Source organism: Solwaraspora sp. WMMD791 (genome assembly GCF_029581195.1).
Taxonomy (GTDB): Bacteria; Actinomycetota; Actinomycetes; order Mycobacteriales; family Micromonosporaceae; genus Micromonospora_E.
On record NZ_CP120737.1, the window covers coordinates 2,148,285 to 2,173,846 of the forward strand.

Consider the following 25,562-nt stretch of genomic DNA (forward strand, 5'->3'; position numbering starts at 1 on the left):
CAGCGCACCGGGTGGCCGGCGGGAGCGTCAGCGCACCGGGTGGCCGGCGGCGCGCAGCTCCTGCTTGACGGCCCCGATGGTCAGCTCACCGAAGTGGAAGACGCTGGCGGCGAGGACCGCGTCCGCGCCGGCCGCGACCGCCGGTGGGAAATGCCCGGTCGCACCGGCCCCGCCGCTGGCGATCACCGGGATGTCGACCACCGCCCGGACCGCTGCGATCAGCTCGACGTCGAAACCGCTCTTGGTGCCGTCGGCGTCCATCGAGTTCAGCAGGATCTCCCCGGCGCCCAGTTCGGCACCCCGCCGCGCCCAGGCCACCGCGTCGATGGCGGTGCCCCGTCGCCCGCCGTGGGTGGTGACCTCGAAGCCGCTGGGCGTGTCGCCGCTGGCCACCGTGGCCGCGCCAGCGCGCCGGACGTCCAGCGAGAGCACCAGCACCTGCCGGCCGAACCGGTCGGCGATCTCCGCGATCAGCTCCGGTCGGGCGATCGCCGCCGTGTTGACGCCCACCTTGTCCGCACCCGCGCGCAGCAGCGTGTCCACGTTGGCCACGGACCGCACGCCGCCGCCGACGGTGAGCGGGATGAACACCGACTCGGCGGTACGCCGGACCACGTCGAGCATGGTCCCCCGGTCGTCGGAGGAGGCGGTCACGTCGAGGAAGGTCAGCTCGTCGGCCCCGGCGGCGTCGTAGGCGGCCGCCAGCTCGACCGGGTCGCCGGCGTCGCGCAGATCGACGAAGTTGACCCCCTTGACCACCCGGCCGGCGTCGACGTCGAGGCAGGGGATCACCCGGACGGCGACGGTCACGACCGGCCGCCCGTGGCGTCGGCCTCCCGCAGGGTGGCGAGCGCCTCGGCGACGGTGAACGCGCCGGCGTAGAGCGCCTTGCCGGCGATCACCCCTTCCACCCCGACCGGTTCCAGCGTCGCCAACGCCCGCAGGTCGTCCAGGGTCGACACGCCACCGGAGGCGATCACCGGCGCGTCGGTGCGGGAACACACCTCCCGCAGCAGGTCCAGGTTCGGCCCGCGCATCGTGCCGTCCTTGGTGATGTCGGTCACCACGTACCGGGCGGCACCCGCCTTGTCCAGCCGTTCGAGGACCTCGAACAGGTCACCGCCGTCGCGGGTCCAGCCCCGGGCGGCGAGGGTACGGCCCCGCACGTCCAGCCCGATCGCCACCCGGTCGCCGTACTCGGCGACGACCCGGTCGCACCAGAGCGGATCCTCCAACGCGGCGGTGCCGATGTTGACCCGCGCCGCGCCGGTGCCCAGGGCGGCGGCCAGTGACTCGTCGTCACGGATCCCGCCGGACAGCTCCACCGCCACGTCGATCTGCCGGACCACCTCGGCCAGCAGGTGGGCGTTGCTGCCCCGACCGAACGCGGCGTCCAGGTCCACCAGGTGGATCCACTGCGCCCCGTCGCGCTGCCAGGCCAGCGCCGCCTCCAACGGGTCGCCGTAGGAGGTCTCACTGCCGGCGGCGCCCTGGACCAGGCGGACCGCCTGGCCGTCGGCGACATCGACGGCGGGAAGCAGGGCAAGCGTCACGGAGATCTCCTCGAATGATGATGGAATCAGGTACGCCGGCCGAGGGCGATCACCACGACGGCCGGCGCGACGAGTAGCAGTACGGCGATCAACAACAGACGCAACGCCGGGTCCGGCACGGCCAACCAGATCACGGCCAGCACCGCCACGGTCAGCACCGCGATCCCGGCCCGCTCGGCGCGGCTGCGCCGAACGAACAACCGTCCGGTACGGCCACCCGGCCGGCGCGGGGTGAGCCGCTGCAGCGCCGCCCGGCGACGCTGCCGACGCGCGGTACGGCGGGCCTGCGCCGCCCGCTCCCGCTGCGCCTCGGCCAGCCGCTGCTCGCGGCGCCGGGCCCGCTCCTTACTCACCGGACGCCCCGGATGGGCCGTCCGGCGCCGACGTGAGCGTGGCCAGCCAGTTGACCAGCAGGGTGGCACCGGTCCCGGCGGACTTCTCCGGGTGGAACTGGGTCGCCGACAGTGGACCGTGCTCGACCGCCGCCACGAACCGCCCCTCGTGGTCGGCCGTGGTGACCAGGGCACCCACCGCGTCGAGCGGGTCGGTGGCCAGCGCCGCGTACGAGTGCACGAAGTAGAACCGGGCGTCGTCGGGCAACCCGGCGAACAGCCCGCTGCCGGCCGGCACCGCCACGGTGTTCCAACCCATGTGCGGCACCCGCTGGGCGGGCAGCCGCCGCACCGCGCCCGGCAGCAGACCCAGGCCCTTGGTGACCACGCCGTGCTCCTCCCCGTACTCGAAGAGGATCTGCATGCCCACGCAGATGCCCAGCACCGGCCGGCCGGCGGCGACCCGCCGGGCGATCACCGGGGCGGCCCCCAGGTCGTCGATGCCGGCCATGCAGGCGGCGTACGCACCCACGCCCGGCACCACCAGGCCGTCGGCGGCCTCGGCGGCGGCCAGGTCGGGCGTCACCGTCACCTCGGCACCGGCGGCGGCCAACGCCCGCTCGGCGGAGCGCAGATTGCCGGAGCCGTAGTCGAGCACCACGACACGCGGCGGACGCGGGGTCATCAGTCACCTCCGGGAAGCAGCCAGAACACCCCGCCGGCGGCGGCCAGCACGGCGAGGACAGCCGCCAGGGCGACGGTACCCCGACCGGCGCCCTGGCGGTGCAGCGACCAGGCACCACCGACGAGGACCCCGGCGAGCGCGAACAGCGCCACCGGCAGGAAGCCGCCCACGTTACAACGCGCCCTTGGTGCTGGGCACCGTTCCGGCGGCGCGGGGGTCGATGGACACGGCCTCCCGCAGCGCCCGGGACACCGCCTTGAACTGCGTCTCGACGACGTGGTGGGCGTCCGGGTGTCCGCCGTCGCGGGCCGCCCGCAGCACCGACACGTGCAGGGTGATCAGCGCGGAGTGCCCCAGCGACTCCCAGATGTGCCGGGTCATGCTGGTCGGGTAGACCGGCCCGATGTACGGCGCCAGCGCCGGCTCGTCGTGCACCACGTACGGCCGGCCGGACAGGTCGACCGCAGCGCGGACGAGGACCTCGTCCATCGGGATCGTGGCCGAGCCGTACCGGCGGATGCCCGCCTTGTCGCCCAACGCCTGACGCAGCGCCGTGCCCAGAGCGATGGCGGTGTCCTCCATCGTGTGGTGCGCGTCGATTTCCAGGTCGCCGACGGTCTGCACGGTCAGGTCGAAGCCGCCGTGCCGGGCGATCTGGTGCAGCATGTGGTCGTAGAAGCCGACCCCGGTGCTGATGTCGGCCGCGCCGGTGCCGTCCAGGTCCAGCTCGACCAGTACCTTCGTCTCGGCCGTGGTGCGTTCCACCCGCGCGGTGCGGCTCATCGGGTCACTCCGTTCCCAGTCGTGGCGGTCAGGTCCCTCGCCGCCGTCAGGTCTGTGGTAGCGGCCAGTTCGGTCGTCGCGGCCAGTTCGGTCATCGCCGCCAGGAAGGCGTCGGTCTCGTCCGGGGTGCCTGCCGTCACCCGCAACCAGCCGGCCAGCCCGACGTCGCGCACCAGCACGCCCCGCTCCAGCAGCGCCTGCCACGCGTCGCGCTGGTCACCACCGACGGAGAACAGCACGAAGTTGGCGTCGCTGTCGGCCACGGTCGACCCGAGCTGACGCAGCCGCGTCACGATCCGGTCCCGCTCCTGCTTGATCGCCGCGACGGTGCCCAGCAGCAGGTCCCGGTGCGCCAGCGCCGCCCGCGCCGCCGCCTGGGTCAGCGCCGACAGGTGGTACGGCAGCCGGACCAGCTGCACCGCGTCCACCACCGCCGGGTGCGCCGCCAGGTAGCCGAGCCGGCCACCGGCGAAGCCGAACGCCTTGCTCATCGTCCGGGTCACCACCAGCCGGGGGTGCGCCGGCAGCAGCTCCAGGGCGCTGCGGGTGCCGGGGCGAGCGAACTCGGCGTACGCCTCGTCCACCACCACCATGCCCGGCGCGGCCGCGAGCACCGCGTCCACCACCGCCGGATCCAGCGCGGTGCCGGTCGGGTTGTTCGGCGAGCAGAGGAAGACCAGGTCCGGCCGGTGGGCGGCGATCTGCTCGGCGGCGTCGGCGGCGGTCAGCCCGAAGTCTGGACCGCGCCGGCCGTCGACCCACCGGGTGCCGGTGCCCAGCGCCAGCAGCGGGTGCATCGAGTACGCCGGGGTGAACCCGAGCGCCACCCGCCCGGCACCGGCGAAGACCTGCAGCAGCTGCTGCTGGATCTCGTTGGACCCGTTGGCGGCCCACACCCCGGCGGTGCTCACCCCGTGGCCGAGGTAGTCGGCCAGCTCACCGCGCAGCGCCACCGCGTCGCGGTCCGGATAGCGGTTCAGCTCCCGCAGCTGGGCGGTGACCGCCGCGCTGATCGCCTCGACCACCACGTCCGGCAGCGGGTAGGAGTTCTCGTTGGTGTTCAGCCGCACCGGCACGTCCAGCTGCGGGGCGCCGTACGGGCTGCGGCCGCGCAACTCGTCGCGGATCGGCAGATCGTCCAGGCTGACCGGGCCGCTCATGCCGGCACCTCCGGACCGTCGGCGCCGGCCGTGGCCACGGTGGCCGTACCCGCCGCCCCCGCGCCCGCCGTCGCCGCCCCGGCCTGGACCGGATCGGTGAACCGGGCCTGGACAGCCTGGCCGTGCGCCGGCAGGTCCTCGGCCCGCGCCAGGGTCACCACGTGACCGGCCACCTCCCGCAGCGCGTCGGCGTCGTACTCGACGAGATGCACGCCCCGCAGGAACGACTGCACGCTCAGCCCGGAGGAGTGCCGGGCACAGCCGCCGGTCGGCAGCACGTGGTTGGAGCCGGCGCAGTAGTCGCCGAGCGAAACCGGCGAGTACGCCCCGACGAAGATCGCCCCGGCGTTGCGGACCCGCAGCGCCCACTGCCGGGCGTCGCGGGTCTGGATCTCCAGGTGCTCGGCGGCGTACGCGTCGACCACGGCGAGGCCGGCGTCGAGGTCGTCGACGAGCACCGTCCCGGACTGGGTACCGCCCAGCGCGGTGGTGATCCGGTCGGCGTGCCGGGTCGCGGGCACCTGCCGGGCCAGTTCCCGGTCGACCGCGTCGGCCAGCTCGACCGACGGGGTGACCAGCACGCTGGCGGCCAGCGGGTCGTGCTCGGCCTGGCTGATCAGGTCGGCGGCGACGTGCACCGGGTCGGCAGTGTCGTCGGCGAGGATCGCGATCTCCGTCGGGCCGGCCTCGGCGTCGATGCCGACCACCCCGCGCAGCAGCCGCTTCGCGGCGGTGACCCAGATGTTGCCGGGCCCGGTGATCACGTCGACCGGGGCGCACCGGTCGGCGCCGTCCGGGTCGACGGCGGCACCGTAGCCGAGCATCGCGACGGCCTGGGCGCCGCCGACGGCGTACACCTCGTCGACGCCGAGCAGGGCGCAGGCGGCCAGCACCCGGGCGTCGGGCAACCCGTCGTTGTCGCGCTGCGGCGGGCTCGTCACCACCAGCGAGGTGACCCCCGCGACCTGGGCGGGGACCACGTTCATCACCACCGTCGACGGGTACACCGCCAGGCCGCCGGGCACGTACAGCCCGACCCGGCCGACCGGCAGCCACCGCTCGGTGACGGTGCCGCCGGGTACCACCTGGGTGGTGACGTCGGTACGCCGTTGGTCGGCGTGCACCCGCCGGGCCCGGTCGATGCACTCCAGCAGCGCGGCCCGCACGTCGTCGTCGAGGTCGCGTTCGGCGGCGGCCAGCGCCTCGGCCGGCACCCGCAGCCGGGCCGGGCTGACCCCGTCGAACCGCTGGGCCGCGTCCCGGATCGCCGGGTAACCATGGTCCCGGACCGCCTCGACCAGCGGGCGGATGCGCTCGACCGCCACGGAGACGTCGAGCTGGGCACGGGGCAGCAGGTCACGCGGGTCACGTGACCCGCCGCGCAGGTCGATCCGGTTCAGCACGCCTGCGAGTCTAGGCCGCCTCCCAACCATCGGACGCTGGCCGTCCAGCCGACGGGACGGTGAGGGTCACCACGCTACGCTCGACCAGTGGGCCAGCGGCTGCCGATCTTTCCGCTCGGGACGGTGCTCTTCCCCGGGCTGGTGCTGCCTCTGCACGTCTTCGAGGAGCGCTACCGGGCGCTGGTCCGCCATCTGACGAGCCTGCCCGACGGGGTCACGCGGGAGTTCGGGGTGGTGGCGATCCGGCGCGGCTGGGAGGTGCTGCCGACGGCCGGGCCACCGGGAGCGCCCACCCCGACGGCGGTCAGCCTGCACGACGTCGGCTGCACCGCCGAGCTGCGACAGGTCACCGAGCTGCCGAACGGCCGGTACGACATCGTCACGGTGGGCCGGCGACGGTTCCGGGTCACCGAGCTGGCCGACGAGGGCACGCCGTACCTGACCGCGTCGGTGCGGTGGCTGCCGGAACCGGCCGGTCAGGAGATGCTGGCCGACCGGCTCGCGCCGCAGGTCCTGGCGCTGTTCCGGCAGTACCTGGAGCTGGTGCGCACCGACTCCGCGGAGATCACCGAACAGTTGCCGGAGCAGCCGACGGTCCTGTCCCACCTGGTCGCGGCAACTGCCGCGTTGACCATCGGGGAGCGGCAGGCGCTGCTGGCGGAGCCGGACACCGCCCGGCGGCTGAGGGCCGAGCTGCGGATGCTCAATCGGGAGGTGTCGCTGCTGCGCCGGGTGCGGGCGGTGCCGGTTCCGCTGCCGGAGCTCGCGGTGCCGGCGAGCCCGAACTGACCGACGGTGTGCCCGGACCGGGCGGGCTGCCCGCCGCCGCCGGCGGCTCCGCGACGGCGGCGGTGTCCGACTGGTCCGCGACCGCCGCGTCCGGCGGGTCAGCCACGACGGCGGCTCCCGACGGGTCGGGGCGCAGGTCCGGGTAACGGGACCAGCCGGCCAGCATCGTGTAGACCAGGGCGGCGCCGAACGCCGGTGCGAAGAAGGCACCGTTGAGCGCGGGGAGCACCCCGAACCACAGCTCGATGTCGCCAGCGTGCAGATCCGGGGGGCGGCTCAACGTCGCCCCGATCTCGGCGGCCTCCAGCGCCCGCCGGTAGCCGGCCAGCCCGATCTGTCGACCGAGGGCCCAGGCCACCGCCGCCGCGCCGAGCCCACCGATGGTCACCGCCAGCAGCCCGGCCGGTCCACGCCGACGTGGTGACAGCGCCCAGGCGCAGATCCCGGCGAGGATGCCGAACCCGAGCCCGAGCAGAGCGAACCAGCCGTCGGCGGCCACGAAGTACTCCGGGTCGCCACCGCGTACCGCCGCGCCCTGCTCGGTCTTGATCACCGGCACCCAGGGCGTCAGCGTCGACCAGGCGAGCCCCAGCAGTACGCCGCCGAGCACCATCGCCACGACGACGAGGACCGCCGGCCGCCGCCACGGTGCCGCTCGGCCGGTGGTGGCCGCGACCGGGGCCCCGGGCTCCGTCGGCGTCGGCGTCGGCAGGTCGACGGGCTGACCGGGCTGCTCGGGCTGCTCGGGCTGCTCGGACTGGCCGGGTTCGGACGGGGAACTCACCCGGTGATCCTCTCAGGTCTCAGCCGGCCACGGCGGCAGGCCCGAGCAGCGCCTTGAGGTCGGCCATCAACGCCGTGGTGGGGGCGACCCGGTGCGGTCCGAGGCGCAGCAGGGTGGCGCGGCTGCCGTTGACGAGTTTGACGTGGACCTCGGCCGAGCCGGGATGGCTGGTGAGGACGTCGCGCAGGCTGTCCACCAGGGGCGGGGTGCAGCGGGCCGGCGACAACGCGATCACGATGGGCTTGATCTCGTCCGCGGCGGTGATCTCCGGCACGGACAGGTCCATCGCCATCAACCGGGGCTGGTCGTCACGCCGGTCCACCCGGCCCTTCACCACGACGATGGCGTCCTCGGCGATGTACTGGCCGACGACCTCGTAGGTGTTGGGGAAGAACAGCACCTCGACCGCGCCGCCGAGGTCCTCCAGGGTCGCCGACGCCCAGGCCCGGCCCTGCTTGGTGATCCGGCGTTGCACCCCGGACAGGATGCCGGCGAGGTTGACCACGCTGCCGTCGGCGACGGCACCCTCCTCAGCCAGAGCGGCGATGGACATGTCCGCCGCGGCGGCCAGGACGTGTTCGACGCCGAACAGCGGGTGGTCGGAGACGTAGAGGCCGAGCATCTCACGCTCGAAGGTGAGCAGGTCGGTCTTGTCCCACTCGCCCTCCGGGATCGGTGGGGTGACCACCATCGCGCCCCCGGCGGCGGGATCCGCAGCCCCGAAAGCGTCACCGAACAGGTCGTACTGGCCCACCGCCTCGTTGCGTTTGAGGTCCATGAACGAGTCGATCGCGTCGGCGTGCACGGTCAACAGGGCTTTGCGGGGGTGACCGAGGGAGTCGAACGCACCGGCCTTGATCAGCGATTCGACCGTACGTTTGTTGCAGGCCACCGCGTCGACCTTGCGCAGGAAGTCGTAGAAGTCGGTGTAGGCGCCCTTCTCCTTGCGGGCACGGGCGATCGCGTCGACGACGTTCGTGCCGACGTTGCGGACGGCGGCCAGACCGAAGCGGATGTCGGAGCCGACCGCGGTGAACCGGGCACCGGAGGCGTTGACGTCCGGCGGCAGCACCTTGATCTTCATCCGGCGGCACTCCGCCAGGTAGACGGCGGCCTTGTCCTTGTCGTCACCGACGCTGGTCAACAGGGCGGCCATGTACTCGGCCGGGTAGTTGGCCTTCAGGTACGCGGTCCAGTAGGAGACCAGCCCGTAGCCGGCGGTGTGCGCCTTGTTGAACGCGTAGTCGGAGAACGGGACCAGGATGTCCCACAGCGTCTTGATCGCCTCGTCGGAGTAGCCGTTGTCCCGCATGCCCTGGGAGAACGGCACGTACTCCTTGTCCAGGATCTCCTTCTTCTTCTTGCCCATCGCCCGACGCAGCAGGTCGGCCGCGCCCAGCGTGTAGCCGGCCAACTGCTGGGCGATCGCCATGACCTGTTCCTGGTAGACGATCAGGCCGTAGGTGTCGCCCAGGATGTCGGCGAGGGGTTCGGCGAGCTCGGGGTGGATCGGCACCACCGGTTTGCGGTTGTTCTTGCGGTCGGCGTACTCGTTGTGCGCGTTGGCGCCCATCGGACCGGGCCGGTACAGCGCCAGAACGGCGGAGATGTCCTCGAAGTTGTCCGGCACCATCGAGCGCAGCAGCGAGCGCATCGGCCCGCCGTCGAGCTGGAACACCCCCAGCGTGTCGCCCCGGGCCAGCAACTCGTAGGCACGTTTGTCGTCCAGTGGCAGCTCTTCGAGCACCAGGTCCAGGCCCCGGTTGTCCTTGATCCCGGCCAGGCAGTCGTCCATCACGGTCAGGTTGCGTAGGCCGAGGAAGTCCATCTTCAGCAGGCCGATGGACTCGCACGCGCCCATGTCCCACTGGGTGATGATCGCCCCGTCCTGCTCCCGCTTCTGGATCGGCAGCACGTCCACCAGCGGGTCGCGGGACAGGATCACCCCGGCGGCGTGCACCCCCCACTGCCGTTTGAGCCCTTCCAGCCCCTTGGCCGTATCGACGATCTTGCGAACCTCGCCGTCGGACTCGTACAACGACCGGAACTCGACCGCCTCCGGGTAGCGCGGGTGTTTCGGGTCGAAGATCCCCGACAACGGGATGTCCTTGCCCATCACCGGCGGCGGCATCGCCTTGGTGATGCGGTCACCCATCGCGAACGGGTAGCCGAGCACGCGCGCCGCGTCCTTGATCGCCGCCTTCGCCTTGATCGTGCCGTAGGTGATGATCTGTGCGACGCGTTCCTCGCCGTAGCGCTCGGTCGCGTACCGGATCATGTCGCCGCGGCGACGCTCGTCGAAGTCCATGTCGATGTCCGGCATCGACACCCGGTCCGGGTTGAGGAAGCGTTCGAACAGCAGGCCGTGCGGGATCGGGTCCAGTTCGGTGATACCCAGGGCGTACGCGATCAGCGCCCCGGCCGCCGACCCACGACCCGGGCCGACCCGGATCCCTTCCCGTTTGGCGTAGTCCACCAGGTCGGCGGTGACCAGGAAGTACCCCGGGAACCCCATCTTGATGATCACGTCGAGCTCGTACTCGGCCTGCTTGCGGTGTCCCTCGGGCACCCCGCCCGGGAACCGGCGCTCCAGTCCGCGCAGCACCTCGGCCCGCAGGAAGGACTCCTCGGTCTCCCCCGCCGGTACGGGGAACTGCGGCATCAGGTCCCGCGAGGCGAACAACGCCGAATAGTCGCCGATCTTCTCGGCGATTTCCAGGGTGTTGTCGCACGCCCCGGGCACCTCGGAGTCCCACAGTTTCCGCATCTCTGCGGCCGATTTCAGGTAGAAGTCACGCGCGTCGAACTTGAACCGTTTCGGATCCGCCATGGTCGACCCGGACTGGACACACAGCAGCACCTCATGCGCGTCCGCGTCCCGCTCGTGCGTGTAGTGCAGATCGTTGGTCGCGATCGGCTTGAGGTTGAGTCGCTTACCGAGCCGTATGAGGTCTTCCCGGATCCGGGTCTCGATGTCGAGACCGTGATCCATCAGCTCCAGATAGAAATTGTCCGCACCGAAGATGTCACGGAATTCCGCCGCCGACGCGCACGCCTTTTCGAAGTCACCGATCCGCAACCAGGTCTGCACCTCGCCGGACGGGCATCCGGTCGTCGCGATGATACCCTTGGCGTACTCGTGCAGCAGCTCACGGTCAGCACGGGGCTTGTAGAAGTAACCCTCCAAGCTGGACCGCGAGCCCAGACGGAACAGGTTTCGCAGACCGTCGGCGTCCGCCGCCAGCATGGTCATGTGCGTGTACGCACCACCACCGGAAACGTCGTTCTCTCCGCCGTCGGCCCACCGCACCCGGGTCCGGTCGCGCCGGTCCGTCCCCGGTGTCAGGTACGCCTCCAAGCCGATGATCGGCTTCACTCCGGCACCGGTCGCCTGCTTGAAGAAATCGTACGCACCGAAGAGGTTCCCGTGGTCGGTCATCGCCAACGCCGGCATTTCCAGCCGATTCGCCTCGGCGAACAGTTCTTTCAGGCGGGCCGCACCGTCGAGCATTGAATACTCTGTGTGCACATGCAGATGCACGAAGGAATCGGACACCGACCGGCCCCCTTCTCCCGTCCCGGCGACAACCACGCGACCTTACCCGACCATCTCCGGCCCGCCGCGACGGCGCACCGCACCCGCAGGTCGTCGCGGCGATCCTCAACCTCAGATGACGACAGGCCGGGCAACGCGGGGGACACCGGACACCGAACCGACACCCCAGGCATTACGGTCTGTGTGTGAGTGATTACCCCCAGAAGAGGCCGCTTCTCGCCCGCGTCGCGGCGATCGGCGCCGAGGTGCTGGTCAGCGTCGGCACCGCAGGCGGGTTCCTGGCCTGGAGCAGAACCATAGAAGTCGATCCACTGGATCGCAAGGGCCAGGTCGCCGGCCTGGCCGCCCTGCAGTTGCGGTTCGCCGTACTGGCCGCGCTGCTGGTCGTGGCGATGGTGGTGGCACACCGGCTGCTGACCCACGCCCACCACGGGTACGCGGTACGGATCGGCTGCGCCGCCGTGGCCGGGCTCGGCACCGGCCTCGTCGCCGGCGGCATCGCCGTCGCGCTGAACGGCACCGAGATGTCGCTGTGGGCCGGCGGCGGTGACTACGGCTGGATCCTCGCGTGGACCGCCGACCTGTGGTCCGGGCGCGAAATCTCCGACCACTACCCGCCCGTGGTCTTCTGGTTGATCGGTGCCTGGGCCCGGATGACCGACCAGCCGCACGTACTGGCCCTGCAGGACCTGCAACTCGCCGGCACTGCGCTGTTCGGCCCGGCCGCGTACCTGGCGTGGCGGCTCGTCCTGCGCCCGGTCTGGGCGGTGACCATCGGCATGCTGGCCATGCTGCCACTGATCGAGCCGGTCAAGCCGTACCCGCAGATCACCCTGGTGATGCTCGTCCCGGTGCTGGTCGCCTTCCTCTCGGCGGTCCGCCGCGCCGACACCATGGGCCTGCGACGGGCGGCGCTGACCGGCCTGTTCGCCGGAGTCGGCTTCGGCCTGCTCTTCCTGCTCTACTCCGGCTGGTACGTCTGGTGCGCCGGCGGAATGTTGCTGGCAGTGCTGCTGCTGGCCCCCTGGCGACGCGGCTGGCGCTCGGTGCTCGTCCTCGGCGGCACCACCGTCGTCGCCTTCGTCGCAGTCTCCTGGGTACATCTGCGAGGGCTGCTCGCGCCCACCGGCGGGACCTCCGACAACTACTTCTACTTCGACACCGACACCGAGCCGGCGTACATCGCGATGTGGCGCAACGACCGCCCGGCCGATGTCGGCCCGGTCTGGCCTCCGGTCGGGGAACTCGGCGGTGTCGGCCTGTTCACCCTGCTGCTCGCCGCCGGCCTGGCGCTGGCTCTGGCACTGGGCTGGCGACGCAGCATCGTCGTCGCTGTCGGTGCCTGCGCGGCCAGCGCCTGGTTCATGCGGATGTGGCTGGCCAGCGAGCAGTGGCAGACCCAGACGGTACGGCTGTACCCGCGGACCACCGCCGTGGTGCTCTACTGCCTGCTGATCCTCACCGGCTTCGGGGTGCTGCTCGCCGTCCGCCAGTGGCGTCGGCGTAGCGCCACCGCCGGCACCGCCGGCACCGCCACCGCCGGAACCGCCACCGCCAGCACCGCCGGAACCGCCGGAACCGCGACTGCCGGCGAGCCCGACGCCGGCCGCTCGACGGCACCGGTCGGGCTGCTCCTCGTGCCGTTGCTGTTCGTGCTCGCCTCCGCCGGCTCCGCCACCGTGGACCGCTACATGCCGGACGAACGCTCCGACCATGCCGGCTTCTTCTCCTGGACGGCCCACACGGAGAACTACCCGGACGGCCGCTGCTCCCGCTGGGGCGTGGCGCACGGTTGCGTACCGGCAACCGAAGGCACGGCAACCGAGCCGCCGGCGACCGACTGAGCCGGGTCAGCGTACGAAAGGCTCCAGCATGATCGAGGCAGCCTGCAGCCAGGCCTGCCGCGTCTCCGGCTGCAGCTGCGGGTACTCGATCGACGACCCGGTCTCCAGGGCCGGGTCGTAGGGCACCACGGCGACCGCACGGGTACGGGTGGCGAAGTGCCGACGCAGGTCCTCCAGCAGCGGCGCCGGCCCCGGAGTGGGGCAGGAGAGCAGGGTGACCGCGTTCTCCACCAGATCACCCATCCCGACGTCGTGGAGCAGATCGAGCATCCAGTCGGCGGTGAACGCCGCGTCCTCGCGGGGCACGCAGGTGACCACCAGCTGGTCAGCGGCCTGCAGCACCGTCTGCCAGTTGGCGCTCTCCACGTTGTTGCCGGTGTCCACACAGATCACGTCGTGGGTACGGCGTAGCAGCTCCAGCACCCGCCGTACGGTCTGCGGGTCGAGCCGCTGCGCGAACCGCGGGCTCTCCTCGCCGGCCAGTACGTCGTACGAGCCGTCGGAGGCGTGCCGCAGGTAGTCGTCGAGCCGGTCGGTCAGCTCGTAGCCGTGCGCGGACTCGATCTCCACCAGGTCGCTGATCAGGTGCCGGATGGTCCGGGCGTGCCGGGCGCTGCCCGCGCGCAAACCCAGCGTGCCACGCAGCTCGTTGTCGTCCCAGGCGAGAACTCCGCGTCCGCGCACACTGCCGATGGTCGCCGCCGCCAGCACCGTCGCCGTGGTCTTGTGCACACCGCCCTTGGGGTTGGCGAACGCCAGCACCCGGGGCATCCCGAGGTTACGCCGCAGGACGCTGGCCGCCCGGTCGACCTCGGCGTCCGGCTGGCTCTCCCGCCACTCGATCCGGGCCGGGTAGCCGCCGTCGGCACCGCTGGGCGGGCCGGGATCGGGTCGACCGCGTACCGGTCCGGGCGGGGTGGGCGTGAATCCTGGCTGCGACCGCCCCGGATGGGTGGACGGTGGACCCGGTGGCGGGCCCGGACGCCCCGGCGGCGGGCCGACGACCTGACCGGGCCGAGGTCCGACCTGGCCCGGTGGTGGGCCGGGCTCGGGCGGAGCGGGCCGAGCCGGCTGCACCGGGACGGCACCCCGGTCCGGCACGGTGCCGGGTACCACCGGATAGGCCGGCGCGTAACCCGCCGGTGCCCCGCCGGGCGCGAGCGCGGCGTAGCGGCCGGCCCCCGGCATTGGCGGTCCGGCGTCGTACGGGTAGCCGCCCACCGACGGTGGACCCGGGTCGTAGGGGCGGCCCCCAGCCGGCGGTGGGACCGGTTCGAACAGACTCGGAGTCGACGGGCGGCTCGGCTCGGCCGGCCGGTCCGGGCCGCCGGACCCGCCGTCGGGGCGTCGGCCAGGACCCGACCCGTGCGGTACCTGCGCCGCGGCCTGCCCGTTGTCCTGGGGTCGGGCACCGGTGCCGTTGCGGTCGTCCACCTCGGGATGCTCGCCGGTACGGCCACCGAGACGGGCGCGGTCGAGCAGCGCGCGCCAGCGCGGCGGTGGTTCCGCAGGACGGCCCCAGCCGTTCTCGGTGCCCTCCACGGCTCACCCTCCCCAGCGCTATCGGTCCCCGCCTGACAGGCTACGAACCAAATCCCGTCAAGGCCACACCGCCGGAGGCTATTGGTGCCTCGGCATGACAACTCCATCGGGCGCCGGTGACCGTCCGTCACGGTCGCCAGGCCGCGATGCCCCTGCGGCACCCCGGGGTAGCGTACGGTCACCCACCGGCCGGTCGCGCACCGGCAGGTGTCTCGGCCGGCACCACCTCGTCGTGCTCGGGCAGCGGCGGCAGGAAGACGGTGCGTTCCAGCCGTCGGACCTCGGGCGCGGGATCGACCGCCCGTACCTCCGCATGCCCGGTCAGGTCCCGCAGGACGTCCGGGCCGCCCCGGACCACCGCCGCGTACACGCACGCGCAGTACCGCCGGTAGGCCTCGGCCTCGGCGGTGGCGACCCGCGCACCGGTGTCGTAGAGCTTCCACAGATCCAACTCGGCTGCCCGACCCAGTTCGGCCACCCGGCGCCGGTAGTCGGCGGCCTCGCGGCTCTTGCGCTGCGCGACCTGGTCCATGCCGGTCAGCACATCCTCCGGCAACCGGTACGCCGGCATCCGGACGACCTGAGTCTGTTCCGGCCCCAGCGGCACCCGCAGGTACACCTCCACGACCGACACTCCGGACAGGACCGATGCCAGCCGCCTCGGCGGCAGATACTCACTGAAGGTGACCAATGCGTACCCTTCGCCCTGCGTCGCCGTCGGTGCCGGACCGGCGTCCAGGGTCGCGAGTTCGCTGCGGGCCGCCTGCAGGTAGTCCGTGATGGACTCGCCCTCGGCCACTCCGACCTGGACGACGTCGTTGACGGCCGGCAGTGCCGCCGCGCCCGGATCGTGGTCGACCGCCCACAGCGCCGTGGCGGCCACGACGCTGACCGACGCCGCGGCCACCCCGGCCAGCAGGTGCGGCCGTACCGGTCGGTGCGCCAGTCCGGCCACGGCCTCCGCCAGCACCGGCAGCAGCCTCCGGTCGATCCCCCGCAACAGGTCGCCGGCACGCACGGACGACTCCCTCCCGATGGTGGGATGGACAGTGGACAGGCGCGTGCGCAGGCAGTCTCACTCGCCGAGCACGGCGAGAGCACGCTTCAAGTCGTCAGGATAGTCGCTGTGGAAGCGAACTTCCTCCGCCGTACGGGGGTGTAGGAAACTGAGCGCACGGGCATGCAGCCACTGGCGGGTCAGTCCGAGTCGGGCGGCGAGTGTCGGATCGGCACCGTACGTCAGGTCACCCACGCACGGGTGTCGCAGGGCGGAGAAGTGCACCCGGATCTGGTGGGTGCGACCGGTCTCCAGCCGGATGCCGACCAGGCTGGCGGCGGGAAACGCCTCGATCGTCTCGTAGTGGGTGACGCTGGGTTTGCCGCCGGACACGACGGCCCACCGGTAGTCGTGGTGGGGGTGCCGGTCGATCGGCGCGTCGATCGTGCCCCGCAGCGGATCGAGATGGCCCTGCACGACGGCGTGGTAGCGCTTGTCCACCTCGCGTTCCTTGAACGCGCGTTTGAGCACCGAGTAGGCGTGCTCACTCTTGGCCACCACCATCAGTCCGCTGGTGCCGACGTCGAGCCGGTGCACGATGCCCTGGCGTTCGGCGGCGCCGCTGGTGGCGATGGTGTGCCCGGCCGCCGCGAGCCCGGCGAGCACCGTCGGGCCGGTCCAGCCCGGGCTCGGATGCGCCGCGACGCCCACCGGCTTGTCCACCACGACGATGTCCTCGTCGGCGTGAACCACGGCAAGGCCGTCCACCGGTTGCGCGACCACGGTCGGCGCGAGGGCGGGTGCCGGTAGCACCACCTCCAACCAGGCGCCGGCGCTCACCCGGTCGGCCTTCTGCCGGGTCACCCCGTCCAGCGCCGCGTCGCCCGACTCCACCAGGGCGGCCGCCGCCGTCCGGGAGAGCCCGAACAGCCGGGAGACTGCCTGGTCCAGCCGGAATCCGTCGAGGCCCTCGGGCACCGGCAGGCTCCGGCGCTCGCCGGATCGGGCGGAAATGGTCATCGTCAGGCCCCTCGCGTCAGTCGTCGGCCGTCGCGTTGGCGGCCGGTCAGTTCCAGCAGTACGGCGAGGGCCACTCCGACCACCAGGGCGCTGTCGGCGACGTTGAAGATCGGAAACACCTGGCCGCGCGGGTCGAAGACGCTGAACATGTCGACCACGTGGCCGATGAACGGACCGGGTGCCCGGAACATCCGATCGAGGAAGTTGCCGAGCGCGCCACCGAGGATCAGTCCGAGCGCCACCGCCCACGGTGTCGACCGCAGTCCTCGGGCCAGCCAGCCGATCCAGCCGACCACGACGCCGGTGACCAGGGAGAAGATCCAGGTGTAGTCGGCACCGAGGCTGAACGCCGCGCCGGGGTTGCGGATGAGCGTCAGGTAGAGAACGCCGCTGACGACCTCGACCGGCTGGCGGCCGGTGAGCGCGCTGAGTGCCCACTGTTTGCTACCGAGGTCGACGAGCAGGGCGACAACCGCCACCATCGTGAGAAGTCCCACCGCACGCCGGGTGCCGTGGGTGTCAGCGACAGCGGGTCGCTGCTGCGGATCCGCGGTCAGCTGCCTCTCCCCTCGGTCACGTCGGCGACGTCCGCCGAGCGGCCCCCGGGGTCGATCGACCGCTCCGCCCGACTAGCGCCGCTCCTCAAGTTGCTTGCAGGTCACACAGAGGGTCGCCGAGGGGAAGGCCGCGAGCCGTTCGACCGGGATGTCCGTGCCGCACCGCTCACACCAGCCGTAGTTCCCCTCGTCCAACCGCTCCAGCGCCCGCTCCACCTGGTTGATGCGGTCCAGGATGTTCCTGGCGAGAGATATCTCCTGCTCCCGCTCGAACGTCTTGGTGCCGGTGTCGGCCTGGTCGTCGCCGGCCGAGTCGGTCAGCCGCTCCCGCTGCAGCTCGGTGATCTCGCTCAACGTCTGATCATACTCGGTGCGCAACTCGTCCCGTCGGGCCTGCAGCGCGCTACGGATCTTGGTGGTCTCCGCCGCGCTGCGCGCCGGCCGGGCCGCCGGCCTGCGGGCGGCGGTCTTCGTGTCGACTGGCTTGGCCATCGTCGCTCCCTCGGCCGCGTCACCGGCGGCAATCGGCAGTGCTCCGGCGGACCGTCGGACCCGCTGCCGACGCCCGGCCGCGGAGCACCGTCGGGTGCACAACGGGTACGTTGCACACTCCGGAGATTCGCAAGGATACGGAACGTGAAGGCTTCCGACAACAATGCCGCCTTCTTCACACCGTTTCGTACGGATTTGCCTGCCGTACAAAACGTTTGTTCTTCTCTATAGATCCACAAAACGTGCATATCGGGATGAAAGCTCCGCACCCCTGATGGTCCGACCGTCAACCGTCCCGCAGTTGCGTGACGCGGGCAGTGAGCCGGTCGGCGTCGTCCGCCACCGCGACGGCGAAGATCTTGTCGCGGCTGGTCGCACCGGTGTGCACCGTGACCCGGCGGGCCGGTACGTCGAGCGCGGCCGCGAGCGCACGGCGGGCGGCCTCGGTGGCGCGACCGTCCACCGCCGGTGCCGAGACGGCGATCACCAACGCGGGACCGCGCGGGCCGGGATGGGACCCGCCGACACGGGACCGCGACGACCCGGGCTTGACCCGTACGGCGATCGACAGGCTGGTCGACGCGCGATCAGCGCGACGACCGCCACGGTCAGGCGGGGACGGCATGGACCCGACGCGGCCCACCGGTCAGACCCGGCCGGCCTCGGTCAGCAGGGCCCGGTCCGGCCCGCACAGACTGCACGGGGTGAAGCCGAGCTCCAACGCCTCCCGTACGGGCAACGGCTCCCCCGGACGGGCCAGCAGGTGCACGCAGTCGGACAGGTGGTACCGGGGCCGGCCGTCGACGACGATCACCTCGGCCTCGATCCGGGCCAGGACGGCCCGCTCGGCCTCGCTCGTCTGCTCGGCGGCTGGTTCGTCGGGCGGGTCGACGTCGACCTCGCCCGGATCGTCGCCCACCGCCCCGATGGCCGGTGACGCGCCCGGCCCCGAACCGTCGGTCGGCTGTCGGCTGGCCGGCACCGTCGCCGTGGCATCCGGCACCGCAGCACCCGGAACCGTGTCATCCGGCAGCGTGACCGACACTGGTGGGAAGGTGGCCGCCGGGTCCGGGGCCGGTCGCGCCGCATCCGCGGACGTGGCCGACGGCGGGAACCCGGACCGCGCCTGGTCCGGATCGGCGACGTAGGGCTCGTCGTATCCGACCGGCCAACCGCCGGCACCGGGCGTACCCACCTCGGCGTCAGCCGCGTCGGCCTCGGCCGCGCGGGCCGCAGCCGCCTGGCGGGCACCGATGACGAGGGCGACCGCGGCGAGCAGACTCGCCACGATCGAACCGACCAGCAACATGCTGGAACCGCTCGCCAGGCCGAGCACGAGCAGCGTGACGGCGACGAGGATGAGCAGCAAGCTTGCAACGATCACGGCTCACCCCCGCCGCACTGTCCCTGGCGTATCCCCCGCAGCCGAGTCGGCCTCAGCGGCCGGCCTCGAGAGCGCTCGACCGGCTGCCGCCGTACGAGCTGGCCAACCCGGCGGCGGCCAGACCACCGGAGCCAGCGGCGGAGCGACCGCCCTCGACCCGACCCATCTCGGCCTCGAGGCCCTGGCCGCGACCGTCGAGGTCACGCAGCTGGCTCTCCAGGTAGGCCTTGAGCCGGGTCCGGTACTCGCGCTCGAACTGCTTGAGCTCCTCGATGTGCTTCTGCAGCGCGGTCCGCTTGGCGTCGAGCCCGCCCATCGCCTCCTGGTGGCGCTGCCGCGCGTCACGCTCCAGCGCGTCGGCCTTGGCCCGCGCCTCGCGGGTGACCTCCTCGGCCTTGGTCCGGGCGTCGGTGAGCAGCTTGTCGGCTTCCCGGCGCGCGTCGGAGACGTGGTCGTCGGCGGTCCGCTGGGCCATCATCAGCACCCGCAGCGCCTGCTGCTCGCCGTCGCCGCCGACACCGCCGGGGCCACCGGTCGACCGGACCTGCTCCAGCTCGGCCTGCATCGCGCGGGCGGCCTGCTCGGCGGCGGCCTTGTCCCGCTGCACGCGGTCGAGCTGCGCCTTGAGGTCGTTCAGCTCCGCCGCGAGCCGTGGATCGCCGCCGGGACCGGCCGGGCCGCCCCGCCCGCCCCGCTCCACCTGGGCGCGCAGCTCGTTGTTCTCCTCGATCAGACGGGCGAGCTCACGCTCGACCTCGTCCAGGAAGGCGTCGACCTCCTCCTCGTCGTACCCCCGCTTGCCGATCGGAGGTTTTTTGAAGGCGACGTTGTGGACGTCGGCCGGGGTTAGCGGCATCGAAACTCCTCGGGTCAGTTGCGGCCGCGTAGCGCGCCGGTCAGTTGGTTGCCCTGATCAGCGGCTCCACCACGAACGTGATCAGCACGAACAGGATAACCAGGAGCACAAGGGAGGCCAGGTCGAAGCTCACGGTACCAATTCGCAGTGGTGGGATCACCCGCCTCAACGCTTTGAGGGGGGGATCAGTGACGCTCCACACCGATTCCATTCCGGCGGCGGCCCCCCGCCCGGGTTGCCACCGCCGACCGTACTGAAGCACCGCACTCAGGACAAACCTCGCCAACAGGGTCAGCAGAAACACGTACAGCAGCAGATACAGGACTTGGAACAAGATCGACAACACGGCAGGCCAGGTCCTCGTCTGGGGTTAGCTCAAGCTGAAAAATCCACCCTCGGCTATCTTGGCCTTGTCCTCGGCGGTGACCTGGACGTTGGCCGGTGAGAGCAGAAACACCCGGTTGGTGACGCGCTCGATCGTACCGCGCAGACCGAAGGCCAGTCCGGCAGCGAAATCAACCAGTCGGCGGGCATCCGCCTCGTCCATCTCGGTGAGGTTGATGATCACCGGGGTGCCGTCGCGGAAGTGCTCGCCGATCGTGCGGGCCTCCCGGTAGGTCGTGGGGTGCAGCGTGGTGATCTGGTAGCGCTGCTCCTCCTCGGCGACGACCACCCGCTCGCGCACCACCGGCTGTGGCGCGAGAGCCAGGTTGTCCCGGGTCTGATAGGTAGGAGTCGACGCCTGGTCGGCACCGCCCCGGGTGATCGAACGCACACTGGACCGTTCGGACCGTTCCGGCCGCTCCGGCTCGCCGCCCCGGGCGTCCCGGTCGGCCAGCCGGTGCTCCCGCTCGGCGGCGCGGGCATGCAGCCGGTCCGACGGCCGCAGCCGCTCCACCGTCGGGCGGGCGCGTGGCGGCGGATCGTCCGGCTCTTCGTCGTCGGCGAACTCGTCGGCGTACCTACTGTCGCGGTATCGCGACTCACGGTAACTGGCTTTGTCGTACCCGCCGTCGTCGTAGCCCCGGTCGTCGTCCTCCTCGACCAGGCCTAGCCAGACCCCCGCCTTGCGCAGTGCACCCATGCCGCGCCCCTCCGTCCGCCGTACGGCACGCGCCCCCGCCGTGCCGCTGTCGCGCGTGAACACCGCTGCGTGCCCACCGGTCCGAGTCGTCCCCCCGCCGGTGTCCCTCTTACCCGGTCACCGACGTCGACCCCCGACTACGAGGGGTCCGCCTCGAACAACACTGATGTAGTTTGGTACCCGCCGTCAGGCTACCGTAGCGTTGGGCGGTTTCCGAGCAACGCACTTCCGACACGGACGTGTGTCGCACCGGCGGCGACCGCCGCTTCGAGGTCCCCGCTCATCCCTGCCGAGATCACCCGTGCCTGCGGCACCCTTGCGATGAGCTGGGCGGACAGCTCGGCCAGCCGGGCGAACGCCGGCTCGGGCGGCTGACCCAGCGGTGCCACCGCCATCAGGCCGGCGAGTCGCAGATGCGACTGCGCCGTGACAGCGTCGACCACCGGCCAGAAGCCGTGTTCGGAGTCGGTGGAGTCGATCAGCACCCCACCACGGCCCGCGACGCCGTCCAGACTGACCTGCACGAGTACGTCGAGCCGCCGGGGCGCCGTCCGGCCAGCGGCGGCGGATTCGGCAGCCGCGGCGGCGTCGAGTGCCCGGGCCAGCGCCACCCGGTCCACCGACTGCACCACGTCGGCGTACCGGACGACCGACCGGCACTTGTTGCGCTGCAGCTGACCGATGAAGTGCCAGCGCGGGGTCGGCACCGACGGGTCGGCGGCGAGCGCCGCCGCCTTCGGCGCCGCCTCCTGGTCGCGGTTCTCACCCACGTCGGTGACGCCGAGTTCGGCGAGCAGCCGCACGTCGCTCGCGGGACAGGTCTTGGTCACCGCGATCAAGGTCACCTCGGCGGGGTCACGCCCGGCCGCCAGGGCGGCGGCGGTGAGCCGGGCCCGGACCGCGACGAGCGCGTCGGCCAGCTCGGCCCGCCGGTCCCCGTCGGTACGCCGGTCGTGGGTCGTCACGAGCCGTTCTTCAGGAAGTCCGGAACGTCCACGTCGTCGAAGAGCACCCGGCGGGTCTGCGGGGTCGGCGGCTGGGGCGCCGGCGCCACCGCCGGGGCGGCCGGCGACACCGGGCTCGCGGGTACCTTGCGCGGGCCTTCGGCCGGCTTGTACGCCGGTGCACCGCCGTCGAACCCGGCGGCGATGACGGTCACCCGCACCTCGTCGCCGAGCGCGTCGTCGATGACCGCACCGAAGATGATGTTGGCGTCGGCGTGTGCGGCGTCGGTGACCAGCTGGGCCGCGTCGTTGATCTCGAACAGCCCGAGGTCGGAGCCGCCGGCGATGGACAGCAGCACCCCTCGGGCACCGTCCATGCTCTGTTCCAGCAGTGGGCTGGAGATGGCGGCCTCGGCGGCCTCGACGGCACGGTTCTCGCCCCGGGCGCTGCCGATTCCCATCAGCGCGCTGCCGGCCCCACTCATGACGCTCTTCACGTCGGCGAAGTCCAGGTTGATCAGACCCGGCGTGGTGATCAGATCGGTGATCCCCTGGACACCGGAGAGCAGCACCTGGTCGGCCTGGCGGAAGGCGTCCATCATGCTGATCCCCCGGTCACCGAGGGCCAGCAGCCGGTCGTTCGGGATGACGATCAGGGTGTCGCACTGGTTGCGTAGTTCCTCGATGCCGGCCTCGGCCTGCACCTGCCGGCGCTTGCCCTCGAACGAAAACGGTCGGGTCACGACGCCGATGGTCAGCGCACCGAGCTTGCGGGCGATGTTGGCGACCACCGGAGCGCCGCCGGTGCCCGTACCGCCGCCCTCGCCACAGGTGACGAAGACCATGTCGGCGCCCTTGAGCACCTCCTCGATCTCGTCGCGGTGGTCCTCGGCGGCGTTCTTGCCGACATCGGGGTTGGCCCCCGCGCCGAGGCCCCGGGTCAGCTCGCGGCCGACGTCGAGCTTGACGTCCGCGTCACTCATCAGCAACGCCTGGGCGTCGGTGTTGATCGCGATGAACTCGACGCCCTTGAGGCCAACCTCGATCATCCGGTTGACGGCGTTGACGCCGCCTCCGCCGATGCCGACGACCTTGATGACCGCCAGGTAGTTGTGCGGAGGTGTCATCGGGGTGCCTTCCCTTCGAGATTGGCGGGCGCCGGCCTGACCCGGTTGGACCACGGAGGACAGACCCGTCGTACACGAGAGCGCGGGCGGAACCCTAACCCTCTACTAGAGGCTCAGGGCTATGTCAACCACTGCGCCTCTCGTGGCAACGTAAGCGCACGTACGGCGTGATCCAAGGACCACGACGGCGTGTCGCCCGGCGCACCGCACCGAGTCCGACCCGGCACCCCGTAATGTACCTTCTGCACGGAGCCGTCCTGAAATCACGCGAACGGCACGCCGGGTCAGCGGATCGTCACCACATCCGGTGCGCTGACGTCCATGACGGTGCCCGCACGTTCCAACAGCGCGTCCGCCACCTGTGCCTTGACCTCATTGTCGGTGGCGTCACCCCAGATCACCACCCGGTCGTCGGCGAGGCGCAACTGGATCCCGGCCGGGCCGCTCACCTCGAGCTCGACGAGCAGCTCCCGCAGCGGAGCGGTCAGCGCGCCGAGCACACTCACCGCGTCACGCGCCAGCCCCTGGTCGAACTCCGCAGCCGTCAACCGGATCACCGCCAGCCCGTCCGGACGGGTCGTCACCGTCCGAAATCCCACCCCGGCGGCGTCGACGACCAGGTACGCGTCGCCCTGCGGCACCACGGCCGCCGGCACCCGCTCCACCACGGTGATCACCAACGTACCGGGCCAGTCGCGGCTGGCCACCGCGCGCTCCACCGCCGCCAGGGCGGCGACCCGGTCGGCCACCGCGGTCAGGTCCACCCGGGCCAACGGCGTGCCGACCGGCACGTCCGCAGCGTCCCGTACGGCGTCCTCCGTGGTCACCACGGCCCCGGCGACCTGCACGCGGTCCACGCCGAACACCGAGGTCGCCGCGACCACCCACCACCCGGTCAGGGCCAGCGCCAGCACCACACCGCCGACCGCCCAGGGCAGCGCCGCCCGCAGTCGTCGGCGCCGGGCCCGGCGCATGAACCGGCGGACCGACGGCGGCACCGCCTCGCGACTGGCCCGAACCAGGCGCCACCGGCGCCCCGGCCGGGACCCGGTGCGTGACTCGGCGTCGGGGCCGCCACCGGAACCGGTCCGCACGCCGGCGACACCACCGCCCGGCGACCCGGTCGACCGACCACCCGGGCGGGCGGCACCGGATCGGGGTACCCCCGGTCGGCCGGCCGCCGCCCGGCCGAGGCCGGGTCGCCCCGGTCGGCCGGTGGGCGTCATCCGGCGTCGGCCGCCGCAGCCAGCGCGGCCAGCAGTTCGTCACCGAGCAGCGAGATCGGCGGCGCACCCATGGTGACGACGACGTCACCCGGACGGGCCCGCCGGACCACCTCACCCGAGACGTCCTCCCAGGACGGCACGAAGACCTTGCGATCGTCGGGAAGCGGCACCGCCGCCGTCAACGACGCCCCGCCCTCGCCAGGTTCCCGGAGCTCGCCAGGGCCGAACACCTCCATCACGATCACCTCGTCGGCGATCGCCAACGCCTCGGCGAGTTCGGCCTGCAGGTCCCGGGTGCGGTAGACCCGGTAGGGCTGGAACACCACGACGAGCCGGCCGGCGGCGGCCACCTCCTGCATGGTGCGCAACGCCGCCGTCATCGAGGTCGGATGGTAGGCGTACTCGTCGTAGACGGTCACCCCGGCGGCGGTGCCCTTACGCTCGAACCGGCGCCGGACACCGGGGAACGCACCGAGCGCGGCGACCGCCGCGTCGATGGGCACGCCCAGGCGCAGGGCGGTGAGCACCGCGGCCGCGCTGTTGAGCCCCAGGTGCCGCCCCGGCACCGGCAGCATGATCTCGCCGAGCGGAGCGCCGTCCAGGGTCGCCTGGTAGCGCACCCCGGCCGCGGCGGACGCGATCTGCGACAACCGCAGGTCCGCGTCGGCCGACTCGCCGTAGGTGTGCACCGTGCGGCCCTCGTCGCGCAGCGCCTCGGTCAGCTGCCGGGTACCCGGGTCGTCGGCGCAGGTCACCACGAAGCCGTCCGGGTCGGTCAGCCGGGCGAACTCGGCGAACCCGGCGGCCAGACCGGCCAGGTCACCGTAGGTGTTCAGGTGGTCGGCGTCGATGTTGGTGACAATCGACACGTACGGCCGGTAGAGCAGGAAGGACCGGTCGCTCTCGTCGGCCTCGGCGACGAAGAAGTCACCCGTACCGTGATGGGCGTTGGACCCTGCCTCGGAGATCTCGCCGCCGATCACGAAGGACGGATCCTCGCCGGCCTGCTGCAGGATCAGGGTGACCATCGAGGTCGTGGTGGTCTTGCCGTGGGTGCCGGCCACCGCGATGGTCCGCCGGCCGGTCATCGCGGCGGCCAGTGCCTCGGAGCGGTGCAGTACCCGCAGCCCGCGCGCCCGCGCGGTGGCCAGTTCGACGTGGTCGGCCGGGATCGCGGTCGAGTAGACAACGGTGTCCACGCCGTCGAGGTTCGCCGCGTCGTGGGTCATGTGGATGGTCCCGCCGAGCGCGCGCAGGCCGGCCAGCGACGGCCAGTCCCGTAGTTCGCTGCCGGTCACCGGGATGCCGCGGGTGAGCAGCAGGCGGGCCAGGCCGCTCATGCCGACCCCGCCGACACCGATGAGGTGTACGGTGCCCAGGTCCTCGGCGGCGAGTGTGCCGGCCGGGGCGAACTCGGTGGTGTTCACGTGGTCACCTTCCCGTT

24 protein-coding genes and 2 pseudogenes are annotated in these 25,562 nt (G+C 72.1%); 2 read left to right on the forward strand and 24 right to left on the reverse strand.

What is annotated here, in order from left to right:
- Nucleotides 1–27: 27 nt before the first annotated feature.
- The 8 genes and pseudogenes from hisF to hisD form a co-directional block, all read right to left on the reverse strand.
- Entirely contained in the window at nt 28–810 is a 783-nt protein-coding gene (gene hisF, locus O7623_RS09320) for an imidazole glycerol phosphate synthase subunit HisF (RefSeq protein WP_282228212.1), read from the reverse strand.
- Complete coding sequence (gene priA / locus O7623_RS09325) at nt 807–1,553, reverse strand: bifunctional 1-(5-phosphoribosyl)-5-((5-phosphoribosylamino)methylideneamino)imidazole-4-carboxamide isomerase/phosphoribosylanthranilate isomerase PriA (RefSeq protein WP_282228213.1); 747 nt, start codon at nt 1,551–1,553, stop codon at nt 807–809. The genes hisF and priA overlap by 4 nt, the downstream gene beginning before the upstream one ends.
- Nucleotides 1,554–1,579: 26 nt before the next feature.
- Nucleotides 1,580–1,906 (reverse strand): hypothetical protein, encoded by a 327-nt coding sequence (locus O7623_RS09330; protein WP_282228214.1) that lies wholly within the window; start codon nt 1,904–1,906, stop codon nt 1,580–1,582.
- The gene (hisH, locus tag O7623_RS09335; RefSeq protein WP_282228215.1) at nt 1,899–2,570 is read right to left on the reverse strand and encodes an imidazole glycerol phosphate synthase subunit HisH; all 672 of its coding nucleotides are present in this window, start codon (nt 2,568–2,570) and stop codon (nt 1,899–1,901) included. Before hisH ends, O7623_RS09330 begins: the two co-directional genes overlap by 8 nt.
- A complete protein-coding gene (locus O7623_RS09340) occupies nt 2,570–2,740 on the reverse strand; it encodes a hypothetical protein (RefSeq protein WP_282228216.1) in 171 nt (56 codons plus the stop codon). Before O7623_RS09340 ends, hisH begins: the two co-directional genes overlap by 1 nt.
- A gap of 1 nt (nt 2,741) precedes the next feature.
- The gene (hisB, locus tag O7623_RS09345) at nt 2,742–3,353 is read right to left on the reverse strand and encodes an imidazoleglycerol-phosphate dehydratase HisB (protein ID WP_282228217.1); all 612 of its coding nucleotides are present in this window, start codon (nt 3,351–3,353) and stop codon (nt 2,742–2,744) included.
- A gap of 77 nt (nt 3,354–3,430) precedes the next feature.
- A pseudogene (locus O7623_RS09350) lies at nt 3,431–4,513 on the reverse strand (histidinol-phosphate transaminase); the annotation flags it as partial.
- A gap of 98 nt (nt 4,514–4,611) precedes the next feature.
- A pseudogene (gene hisD / locus O7623_RS09355) lies at nt 4,612–5,916 on the reverse strand (histidinol dehydrogenase); the annotation flags it as partial.
- 87 nt (nt 5,917–6,003) lie between these two features.
- Here hisD and O7623_RS09360 point away from each other — a divergent pair.
- On the forward strand, nt 6,004–6,705 hold the full coding sequence (locus O7623_RS09360) for an LON peptidase substrate-binding domain-containing protein (protein ID WP_282228218.1): 702 nt from the start codon (nt 6,004–6,006) through the stop codon (nt 6,703–6,705).
- Here the strand turns inward: O7623_RS09360 and O7623_RS09365 are convergent.
- Nucleotides 6,620–7,489: a DUF2567 domain-containing protein gene (locus tag O7623_RS09365; RefSeq protein WP_282228219.1), complete on the reverse strand. Its 870-nt coding sequence runs from the start codon at nt 7,487–7,489 to the stop codon at nt 6,620–6,622. The genes O7623_RS09360 and O7623_RS09365 overlap by 86 nt on opposite strands.
- A 19-nt stretch (nt 7,490–7,508) precedes the next feature.
- Nucleotides 7,509–11,045, reverse strand: a complete 3,537-nt coding sequence (gene dnaE / locus O7623_RS09370) for a DNA polymerase III subunit alpha (RefSeq protein WP_282228220.1) — start codon at nt 11,043–11,045, stop codon at nt 7,509–7,511.
- 185 nt (nt 11,046–11,230) lie between these two features.
- Between dnaE and O7623_RS09375 the strand changes: the two genes are divergently transcribed.
- The gene (locus O7623_RS09375) at nt 11,231–12,889 is read left to right on the forward strand and encodes a hypothetical protein (protein ID WP_282228221.1); all 1,659 of its coding nucleotides are present in this window, start codon (nt 11,231–11,233) and stop codon (nt 12,887–12,889) included.
- A 6-nt stretch (nt 12,890–12,895) separates the two neighbouring features.
- On the opposite strand, the gene O7623_RS09380 is transcribed toward O7623_RS09375, so the two are convergent.
- The 14 genes from O7623_RS09380 to murC form a co-directional block, all read right to left on the reverse strand.
- A complete protein-coding gene (locus O7623_RS09380) occupies nt 12,896–14,431 on the reverse strand; it encodes an AAA family ATPase (RefSeq protein WP_282228222.1) in 1,536 nt (511 codons plus the stop codon).
- A gap of 178 nt (nt 14,432–14,609) precedes the next feature.
- Entirely contained in the window at nt 14,610–15,449 is an 840-nt protein-coding gene (locus O7623_RS09385) for a hypothetical protein (protein ID WP_282228223.1), read from the reverse strand.
- Between the two features lie 57 nt (nt 15,450–15,506).
- Nucleotides 15,507–16,448: an RluA family pseudouridine synthase gene (locus O7623_RS09390; RefSeq protein WP_282228224.1), complete on the reverse strand. Its 942-nt coding sequence runs from the start codon at nt 16,446–16,448 to the stop codon at nt 15,507–15,509.
- Nucleotides 16,449–16,450: 2 nt separating this feature from the next.
- A complete protein-coding gene (gene lspA, locus O7623_RS09395; RefSeq protein ID WP_282229357.1) occupies nt 16,451–17,005 on the reverse strand; it encodes a signal peptidase II in 555 nt (184 codons plus the stop codon).
- A 72-nt stretch (nt 17,006–17,077) separates the two neighbouring features.
- The gene (locus O7623_RS09400; RefSeq protein ID WP_282228225.1) at nt 17,078–17,497 is read right to left on the reverse strand and encodes a TraR/DksA family transcriptional regulator; all 420 of its coding nucleotides are present in this window, start codon (nt 17,495–17,497) and stop codon (nt 17,078–17,080) included.
- A 286-nt stretch (nt 17,498–17,783) separates the two neighbouring features.
- The gene (locus tag O7623_RS09405) at nt 17,784–18,122 is read right to left on the reverse strand and encodes a DUF167 domain-containing protein (protein ID WP_282228226.1); all 339 of its coding nucleotides are present in this window, start codon (nt 18,120–18,122) and stop codon (nt 17,784–17,786) included.
- Nucleotides 18,123–18,143: 21 nt separating this feature from the next.
- Nucleotides 18,144–18,881 (reverse strand): hypothetical protein, encoded by a 738-nt coding sequence (locus O7623_RS09410; RefSeq protein ID WP_282228227.1) that lies wholly within the window; start codon nt 18,879–18,881, stop codon nt 18,144–18,146.
- 52 nt (nt 18,882–18,933) lie between these two features.
- A complete protein-coding gene (locus O7623_RS09415) occupies nt 18,934–19,737 on the reverse strand; it encodes a DivIVA domain-containing protein (RefSeq protein ID WP_282228228.1) in 804 nt (267 codons plus the stop codon).
- Between the two features lie 40 nt (nt 19,738–19,777).
- Nucleotides 19,778–20,083, reverse strand: a complete 306-nt coding sequence (locus tag O7623_RS09420) for a YggT family protein (RefSeq protein ID WP_282228229.1) — start codon at nt 20,081–20,083, stop codon at nt 19,778–19,780.
- 24 nt (nt 20,084–20,107) lie between these two features.
- Entirely contained in the window at nt 20,108–20,821 is a 714-nt protein-coding gene (gene sepF, locus O7623_RS09425) for a cell division protein SepF (RefSeq protein WP_282228230.1), read from the reverse strand.
- 191 nt (nt 20,822–21,012) lie between these two features.
- Nucleotides 21,013–21,786 (reverse strand): YggS family pyridoxal phosphate-dependent enzyme, encoded by a 774-nt coding sequence (locus O7623_RS09430; RefSeq protein ID WP_282228231.1) that lies wholly within the window; start codon nt 21,784–21,786, stop codon nt 21,013–21,015.
- Complete coding sequence (gene ftsZ / locus O7623_RS09435) at nt 21,783–22,892, reverse strand: cell division protein FtsZ (RefSeq protein WP_282228232.1); 1,110 nt, start codon at nt 22,890–22,892, stop codon at nt 21,783–21,785. The genes O7623_RS09430 and ftsZ overlap by 4 nt, the downstream gene beginning before the upstream one ends.
- Before the next feature lie 284 nt (nt 22,893–23,176).
- Nucleotides 23,177–23,986 (reverse strand): FtsQ-type POTRA domain-containing protein, encoded by an 810-nt coding sequence (locus O7623_RS09440; protein ID WP_282228233.1) that lies wholly within the window; start codon nt 23,984–23,986, stop codon nt 23,177–23,179.
- 128 nt (nt 23,987–24,114) lie between these two features.
- Nucleotides 24,115–25,545: a UDP-N-acetylmuramate--L-alanine ligase gene (murC, locus tag O7623_RS09445; protein ID WP_282228234.1), complete on the reverse strand. Its 1,431-nt coding sequence runs from the start codon at nt 25,543–25,545 to the stop codon at nt 24,115–24,117.
- Between the last annotated feature and the right edge of the window lie 17 nt (nt 25,546–25,562).